Here is a 6617-nt window from a genome sequence, read left to right as displayed (position 1 = left end):
GCCGTCCCACTGTCCGGCTGTCGCGTGCGCGACATCGGACTCGTGACGGGTAGGCGACGGCCGACTGCGGCGACCGCACGGTTCCATACCTATGTGACCGAGAATCTATCGTTTCCCTTCTGATTCCTTCTACTTCCCTATCCGACGCTTTATGGAGTAGGTTGAGGTTGTCAAAGGAGCTTTTGATGACCAAAGTCTACAAATCAGCGATCGGTGAATCGCAGATTCAGCAGCGATACGACGAACAACTGGATCAGTTGCCCGTCGCTACCGAGCATTTCTGTGTCCCTACTCGCGCGGGTGAGACCTTCGTCCTCGCCTCCGGACCCGCCGGGGCGCCGCCCGTGGTGTTGCTCCACGGTTCCGGCGCGAACGCGAGTACGTGGGCCGGCGACATCGGCAGCTGGGCAGCCCTTTTCAGGGTCTATGCGGTGGATCTTCTCGGCGAACCTGGTCGAAGTGCACCCGTCCGCCTACCGCTGGAGTCCGACGCCACCGCCTCGTGGCTGGACGAGGTCCTCGACGCTCTCGGGGTCGACAGCGTCGCGCTCGTAGGGATGTCGCTCGGTGGCTGGACTGCACTCGACTACGCGATTCGTCGACCATCTCGAGTAACACGCATGACGCTGCTGTGCCCCGGCGGAATAGGGAGGCAGACGTGGCGATGGCTCCCCAAGGCCCTACTCCTGGGCGCCCTAGGACGCCGCGGTCGACGAAAGACCGCACAAATGGTCACCGGCCTCGGCAGTGCAGGAACGGACGGGATCCTCGACGATGTCACGTTGGTCTTCTCGAACTTCAACCCCAGGACCGGCAAGCTCCCGATCTTCTCCGACGCTGCGCTGCAGAGCATTTCGGTACCCGTCCGACTGATCGTCGGCGATCGCGACGTGATGATGGACTCGGCCGAGTCAGCCGACAGGGTCACCCGGTGCATTCCCGACGCCTCGGTCACCGTCCTCGCTGGAACCGGCCATGCGGTGCTGGGTCAAACCGAAGCAGTGACGGACTTCCTACGATCTCGCTAGCCGTCGAGAGGAAGGAAGTATCCGGAGGACAGTTCGATCTGTTGTCGCTTCTCGATCAGGTGGCTCGACACGACACTCTCACGAAGGATCAAGTAGGCGGAATCCAACGGTACGTCCGTTCGAAGGACCGTGCGGTCGGAGAATTCGATTCCGCTGTCCTGACCGCCCGAGATCTTCACCACGGTCGCACCCTCGGACGGTGGCCCCGCCGTTACGGCGGGCGGTATATGCCGGAACGGCCTAGGCATGGACTCGATATCGCCTTCAGGCAAACAGATCATCGTCGAACCGTTTGCTGCGGTGTACTCCCACGACTCGACTTCGTCTCGCGGCTTGGCCATTACGCGCGATCCGTCGTCGAAGTCGAGTTCGAGCACGCTCGACGGGCTCACTTTCGCTCGTGTGCACGTTCTGCCCAGGAGTCCGACCAGCGCGCGTAGTCCGTCGAACTGATTGTCCTCGTCGTACAGCACCCCGCCGAGTTCGAATTCGCTGAACGCGACCGACGACGAGTCCTCGAACTCCACACCCATGTCGAAGTCGAGATGGGCTTTCGTCACGCGCGACTGCAGCTCGAGTTTCACGCCGAGAGATCGGGCCACGGCGGACGGCGAAGCACCGCGAGAGACGAAAGCGTCGCCGCGACGAGACCGATGGTCACTCCGATCACTGCTATCCGCGTCTGATCGATGGCCGGTGTCCACACGCAGTCGCCTTTCGTGACCACGAAAATCCCGACAGCTTTGACCGAACCATGGGGCTTCACCGTCGAAACAGCAATGACCGTCGAGCCGTCCGATGTGGTGTACGGGTCGCTGAACACCTGTGCCGTTGCGGCGACCGACCGCAGCCGATCCAGCCTGTCGAGCGCGTTCATACACGCACCGTACCGGTTCAGCTGGCCGGTGCGATACCGAATAATGGCTGCAGTTCCACCGCACGCGCAAAGATTCCGGATAGATCACGTCGATCCGCAGCCGGTTCCAACACGATGGTCGTAGCACCAGCATCGACCCAGCGCCGCACGTTGTCCGCGGTTGCATTTGAATCGGTCGTGCACGAGAGGTACACGACCACATCGTGATCGGGTCCACCCGCGATGTGCTCGAGCGCAATCCTGGTCTCCTCGGGAGAGGTCTCACTCGTGAGAATGGTGCCTGCGCTCATCTCACCGCTCAGCGCCAACGTCTTGGGACCGGTTGCGCCCACCAATATCGGTGGCTGGATCGACGGTGGCCAATCGAGTCGAACGTTGTCCAGCGTCACGTAGCGGCCCTGGACGCTCACCGTCTCCCCAGCCAACAGACTCGTCAACGCCGCCATCTGCTCACGCATCAAGGTCAGCGGCGAGTTCACGCGGGCGCCGACCTGCCCCATCCACGACTGCACGCCGTGCCCGAGTCCGACGCGTAGGCGGCCGGGGTGCAACCGCGCCAGCGTCGCCACCTCCATCGCGGTCGCGGCAACATTCCGCAGCGGAGTCGGCAACACACCGATTCCCACGTTCACGCGCTCGGTCGACGCGAGAACACTTGCCGCGGTTGCGATGCCGCCGGAGAAGAAGCAGTCCTCCCACAACCACACCTCGTCGACTCCAGCACTGTCGGCCGCGCGCGCTGCCTCGACGACCAATTCCGGGGGTAGCTCGGGACGAAGCACTACACCGAATCGCGTCATTGCTTGCTCTTCCTTCCTCCAGAAGCCATCCGCGAAGTCTACGTAACCCGAAAAGACATGGACACGAGATGATCGGTGAGGAATGCTGACGAATTATGCCTCAGCCCACCGGCAAGTCACTGATACTCCCCGTCGACCCTGTAGTCCCCGAGACCCGTGGCCAGCTCGATCTGTACCTCCCGAGTACGGCAGGTCCGGCGCCGTGCGTTCTGCTCGTTCACGGTCTCTATCCAGAGCAGCCGGAAGTCACACCGCGGTTCTCGAACTTCTACCGAGACTATGCAAGCCATCTCGCGCATCGCGGACTCGTCGCCGCAGTTGTCGATCACGATCTGACCCGTGGGTTCTTCTACCAAGAAGCTCTGGTTACCGTCAGGGATGCGGTCGACCGACTGCGGGCGGCTCCGGAGACCGACGAGAACACGGTCGGCATGTGGTTCTTCTCCGGTGGCGGTCCACTGTCGTATCCGTTCTTGATCGAACCCGCACCTTGGCTACGCGCCGTCGAACTGACGTATCCCGTTCTGCCCGGCGCCGACACTCCCGGTTGGCCACCACCGGACAATGCCATCGCAGGGATCAACGTCGTACCGACGCTCGTGACCCTGGTCGAAAACGAGATCCCGGACTTCATTCCCGGCCAGCGAGCCTTCGTCACCCAAGCATCGAATGCCTCAGTGCCGTTGGAGGTTCGGACAGTGGCGGGCGTCGGTCATGGGTTCGACGCGATGACGGACGAGCCTCACGCACGCGCAGCAGTCGCCGAGGGTTTGGACTGGATGGCAACTACATTGACGAGCCGACGTTCATTCGGTCGTATGTAATCCGATCAGGGGATACCCGCAGACGAGGACCGATGCAAGCATTGCATCGACCGACGACACTTCGCCTGTGGAGCAAAAATGTTGAGCACTAACCTGATCCGAAACTCTCTCGCCGTCTCAGCAGCGATTGCAACAATCGCACTCCTCGCACCGGGAGCAGCCGTGGCCCAGCCGAGCACAGGCAGCGCGGACGATGTGATCAGCGGCGGCAGCGGCATCCTCGACGGTGGAAGCAGCGTGCTCGACGGCGACATCGCCGACGGCGCCGCCGGCATCGTCGACAGCGGAAGCTCGATCCTCAACAGCCTGCCCGGCACAGGATCCTTCGCACCGCGCCAGCTCTGCAACCAGGACACGGTCGCAGGAGGTCCCGGAGTGACGCAAACCAATCACGACCTGGGACGACCCGGTCCGAATTCGTTCGTCCTACGGTACGAAACCATCAACATCCCGGACATCATCGATGTGTTCTACCAGGGCGCACTGATCTACAGCACCGGATACGTCGGGGACAACATCAACGAGGGCACGGGATCCGTCGTCGTCAATGTCCCTCCCGGCACCGACACCTCCGTACTCGTCAAGGTCACCGGTCCCGGAGGGACCGACTGGGACTACACCGTGGGTTGCCCCATCGCCTGACCCTGTCGGTGCCCTATGCCAGGATTCGCCCATGGGACGGGATGAGTTTCTGGCCGCTCTCGATACCAACCCGGTAGTCGGGGCCATTCTCGAACGGGCGCATCAGTTGGAGACGCCCAATTGGTACCTCACGGCCGGGGGGTTGTTCCAGACTGTCTGGAACAACCTCGCCGGCCAAGACCCACAGAACGGCATCCGAGACTACGACTACTTCTATTTCGACGACTCGGACATCTCCTACGAGGCCGAGGATCGCATCATTCGACGTGCTGCAGCGCTGTTCGCCGATCTAGGTGTCGACGTGGAGGTTCGAAATCAAGCTCGGGTTCACCTCTGGTACGAGGACCACTTCGGTGCACCGCTGAGCCCGTATCGCAGTACCGAGGACGCCATCGACCATTTCGTATCCACGACCTGCTGCTTCGGCGTCCGATCTGAAATGGACGGCAGCAAGACCGTATATGCGCCACACGGCTACGAGGACCTGTTCGCAGGTGTGATTCGCCCGAATCCGTTGCTGCCCATGCGAGCTGTCTACGAATCGAAAGCGGCTCGGTGGACGTCGATATGGCCCGAGCTGACGGTAGAGCCGTGGCGTGACTACCCGTAGAAGCATCGGCTACTCGTCGTGCGATCTCGAAGAACACCGCCGGAATGTGGTCGCACGGCGTGGTGCGCTGGATCTCGGTCTGGTCAGCTCTGCTGACGTGCTGGCCGTAGAACGGCGCAGGAACTTCCGGATTGTGTCGAGTTCGGTCGTTGTGAAGTCCGACAAGTCTCGTCGGGTCGCGCTGGTGAGTTCGACGTAGTACTCACCCACCCGCTGCAGGCCTTGCGGGTATCGGTGCACTATGCAATTACTGCGTGACGCAGCTGGATCCGGGGAGCTTTTCACGCATGTCACAGAGTTTCCTGCACCGATTTACTTACCCGCCGACGAGCCATATAACTCTTCCTATGGAAAACCCCTACACACCCGAGACGGGAGCGCCGCCGAGGCAGCTGGTCGGGCGAGAGGGCTTCCGAACGGCATTTACCTCGCTTCTTGCGGGGCTCGAGCGCGGGCTCGCACAGCAATCTCACATCGTGACCGGTCTGCACGGCACCGGAAAGACCGTGCTGCTGCGCGACCATGTGCGTACCGCGAGATCGCGCGGCTGGGCCATAGTCGACATCGATGCCGCCAGACGGGACGACCACGGGTTCAGACGCCAGCTGTCGTTCGAGTGTCGGAGCGCGCTGCTTGCCGTGTGCCCCCGTGCTCGATGGAAGCCGGAGGCGAAGGCGGCGTCGGGAGTGCTCGGTTCGTTCGCCTCGGTCCTGGGAACCGACAATCCGCTCTCCGCGGAATGGCAGGAATCGACGAAGGGGAGCGCGGACACCGGCAGCCTCTCCATGGACTTGACCGCGATGTTTCTCGCACTCGGTGAGGCAGCTAGTGCACACGGCACCGGGATCGTTTTCGTCATCGACGAACTCCAACGGTTCTCGGTCGGACAACTCGGAGCGCTCATCGACGGCTTGCACCGAACCTACCTCCGCGAACTGCCCATCACCCTCGTCGGCGCAGGGCTGCCGAGGTCGGACACACTGTCGGCAGAGTCCCAGGTCCGGGCACACCGATTGTTCGAGTTTCGTGCTCTCGACGCGCTGTCCGAGACCGACACCGTACTACTGTTGCGCGGCAACGGAACATGGGACGACGACGCCGTGGCGTCCGCTTTTCGGATCACCGGTGGCTATCCTGTCCTCGCCCAGGCGCTCGGGTACGTGTTGTGGACCGATGATGCGTCGGCGACGGTGACCTCTACTGCCGTCGAATCGGTCCGCGATGGGTATGCGAAGTTCCTCGACAGCACGTTCTTTCGCGAACACCTCTCGCGGGCCGGTGAAATGGAGTTCGCATACCTACGAGCGATCGTCGATTCACCGATCGAGGCGGAGACGGCCAGGCTCCTCGAACGCACCACCGCCCAATGTGCCTCCACACGAGCGGGTTTGATGGAGCGAGGGCTGATCCATCTTCCCGGCGATGGAACGACCGCCTTCACGACTCCACACTTCGAGGACTTCATCCGGCGCACGATGCCGGTATTGACCGCGCCGGCCCACAAGCACAGGCGTCGAAGATACGACCCGTGACCTACGACCTGCGGACCGTCGCCACGATGACGGCCGCCAATTCCCCCCTCGCTTGATCGGGAGTAAGGGCCCCGGACACAGCGGCATGCGAAAGAGCCTCCGCAGCACCGAAGACTGCCGTGATCGACGGCACCGACACGCCTGCCGAGCCCGCGAAGGGCGCGAGGATGTCGCGGCATTGCTGGGTATACGCCTGATCGGCTTCGCGTTTGACCTGCTCCAACTCGGGAGAGCCTTCCAATGCTGCGAGCACACCCGTCAGTTCGCGCCCCTGCGCGAGTGCGCATCCCACGTACGAGTTCGC

General features: G+C 62.5%; 9 protein-coding genes and 1 pseudogene. 6 read left to right on the top strand and 4 right to left on the bottom strand.

The genetic code is table 11. The annotated features are described in order from the left end of the window. Positions 1-185 precede the first annotated feature (185 nt). Complete coding sequence (locus tag A2J03_RS06400) at positions 186-1028, top strand: alpha/beta fold hydrolase (protein ID WP_068370974.1); 843 nt, start codon at positions 186-188, stop codon at positions 1026-1028. Here A2J03_RS06400 and A2J03_RS06395 read toward each other — a convergent pair. The 3 genes from A2J03_RS06395 to A2J03_RS06385 are packed head-to-tail and all read right to left on the bottom strand — an operon-like array spanning position 1025 to position 2705. After that, on the bottom strand, positions 1025-1612 hold the full coding sequence (locus tag A2J03_RS06395) for a DUF6188 family protein (RefSeq protein ID WP_197480639.1): 588 nt from the start codon (positions 1610-1612) through the stop codon (positions 1025-1027). The two genes, A2J03_RS06400 and A2J03_RS06395, sit on opposite strands and share 4 nt — an antisense overlap. Next, positions 1609-1905 (bottom strand): hypothetical protein, encoded by a 297-nt coding sequence (locus A2J03_RS06390; RefSeq protein ID WP_068370971.1) that lies wholly within the window; start codon positions 1903-1905, stop codon positions 1609-1611. The genes A2J03_RS06395 and A2J03_RS06390 overlap by 4 nt, the downstream gene beginning before the upstream one ends. A gap of 17 nt (positions 1906-1922) precedes the next feature. Then, positions 1923-2705 carry an LLM class flavin-dependent oxidoreductase gene (locus tag A2J03_RS06385; protein WP_068370968.1) on the bottom strand — a complete coding sequence of 261 codons (783 nt, stop codon included), beginning with the start codon at positions 2703-2705 and terminating at the stop codon, positions 1923-1925. Positions 2706-2800: 95 nt separating this feature from the next. Between A2J03_RS06385 and A2J03_RS06380 the strand changes: the two genes are divergently transcribed. The 5 genes from A2J03_RS06380 (at position 2801) to A2J03_RS06360 (ending at position 6313) form a co-directional block, all read left to right on the top strand. Continuing rightward, positions 2801-3529: a dienelactone hydrolase family protein gene (locus tag A2J03_RS06380; RefSeq protein ID WP_068370966.1), complete on the top strand. Its 729-nt coding sequence runs from the start codon at positions 2801-2803 to the stop codon at positions 3527-3529. A 78-nt stretch (positions 3530-3607) separates the two neighbouring features. Further along, positions 3608-4171 carry a hypothetical protein gene (locus tag A2J03_RS06375; RefSeq protein WP_068370963.1) on the top strand — a complete coding sequence of 188 codons (564 nt, stop codon included), beginning with the start codon at positions 3608-3610 and terminating at the stop codon, positions 4169-4171. A 31-nt stretch (positions 4172-4202) separates the two neighbouring features. Then, positions 4203-4781 carry a nucleotidyltransferase family protein gene (locus A2J03_RS06370; protein ID WP_068370960.1) on the top strand — a complete coding sequence of 193 codons (579 nt, stop codon included), beginning with the start codon at positions 4203-4205 and terminating at the stop codon, positions 4779-4781. Then, positions 4768-4980: a hypothetical protein gene (locus A2J03_RS06365; protein WP_068370957.1), complete on the top strand. Its 213-nt coding sequence runs from the start codon at positions 4768-4770 to the stop codon at positions 4978-4980. The genes A2J03_RS06370 and A2J03_RS06365 overlap by 14 nt, the downstream gene beginning before the upstream one ends. Positions 4981-5128: 148 nt before the next feature. Further along, positions 5129-6313, top strand: a complete 1185-nt coding sequence (locus A2J03_RS06360; protein WP_068370955.1) for an ATP-binding protein — start codon at positions 5129-5131, stop codon at positions 6311-6313. A 1-nt stretch (position 6314) separates the two neighbouring features. On the opposite strand, the pseudogene A2J03_RS30915 reads toward A2J03_RS06360, so the two are convergent. Further along, a pseudogene (locus A2J03_RS30915) lies at positions 6315-6617 on the bottom strand (TetR/AcrR family transcriptional regulator); the annotation flags it as partial.

The sequence above is a fragment of the Rhodococcus sp. EPR-157 genome (assembly GCF_001647195.1).
In the GTDB taxonomy this organism is placed as follows: Bacteria; Actinomycetota; Actinomycetes; order Mycobacteriales; family Mycobacteriaceae; genus Rhodococcoides.
Note: the sequence above shows the minus strand (reverse complement) of the source record. Positions and strands in the feature narration are given on the sequence as shown.

What these genes read in the sequence shown, in the direction of transcription:
- A2J03_RS06400 (WP_068370974.1), top strand. Translation starts at nt 186, where the DNA reads ATGACCAAAGTCTACAAATCAGCGATCGGTGAATCGCAGATTCAGCAG.
- A2J03_RS06390 (WP_068370971.1), bottom strand. Translation starts at nt 1,905, where the DNA reads ATGAACGCGCTCGACAGGCTGGATCGGCTGCGGTCGGTCGCCGCAACG.
- A2J03_RS06385 (WP_068370968.1), bottom strand. Translation starts at nt 2,705, where the DNA reads ATGACGCGATTCGGTGTAGTGCTTCGTCCCGAGCTACCCCCGGAATTG.
- A2J03_RS06380 (WP_068370966.1), top strand. Translation starts at nt 2,801, where the DNA reads ATGCCTCAGCCCACCGGCAAGTCACTGATACTCCCCGTCGACCCTGTA.
- A2J03_RS06375 (WP_068370963.1), top strand. Translation starts at nt 3,608, where the DNA reads ATGTTGAGCACTAACCTGATCCGAAACTCTCTCGCCGTCTCAGCAGCG.
- A2J03_RS06370 (WP_068370960.1), top strand. Translation starts at nt 4,203, where the DNA reads ATGGGACGGGATGAGTTTCTGGCCGCTCTCGATACCAACCCGGTAGTC.
- A2J03_RS06360 (WP_068370955.1), top strand. Translation starts at nt 5,129, where the DNA reads ATGGAAAACCCCTACACACCCGAGACGGGAGCGCCGCCGAGGCAGCTG.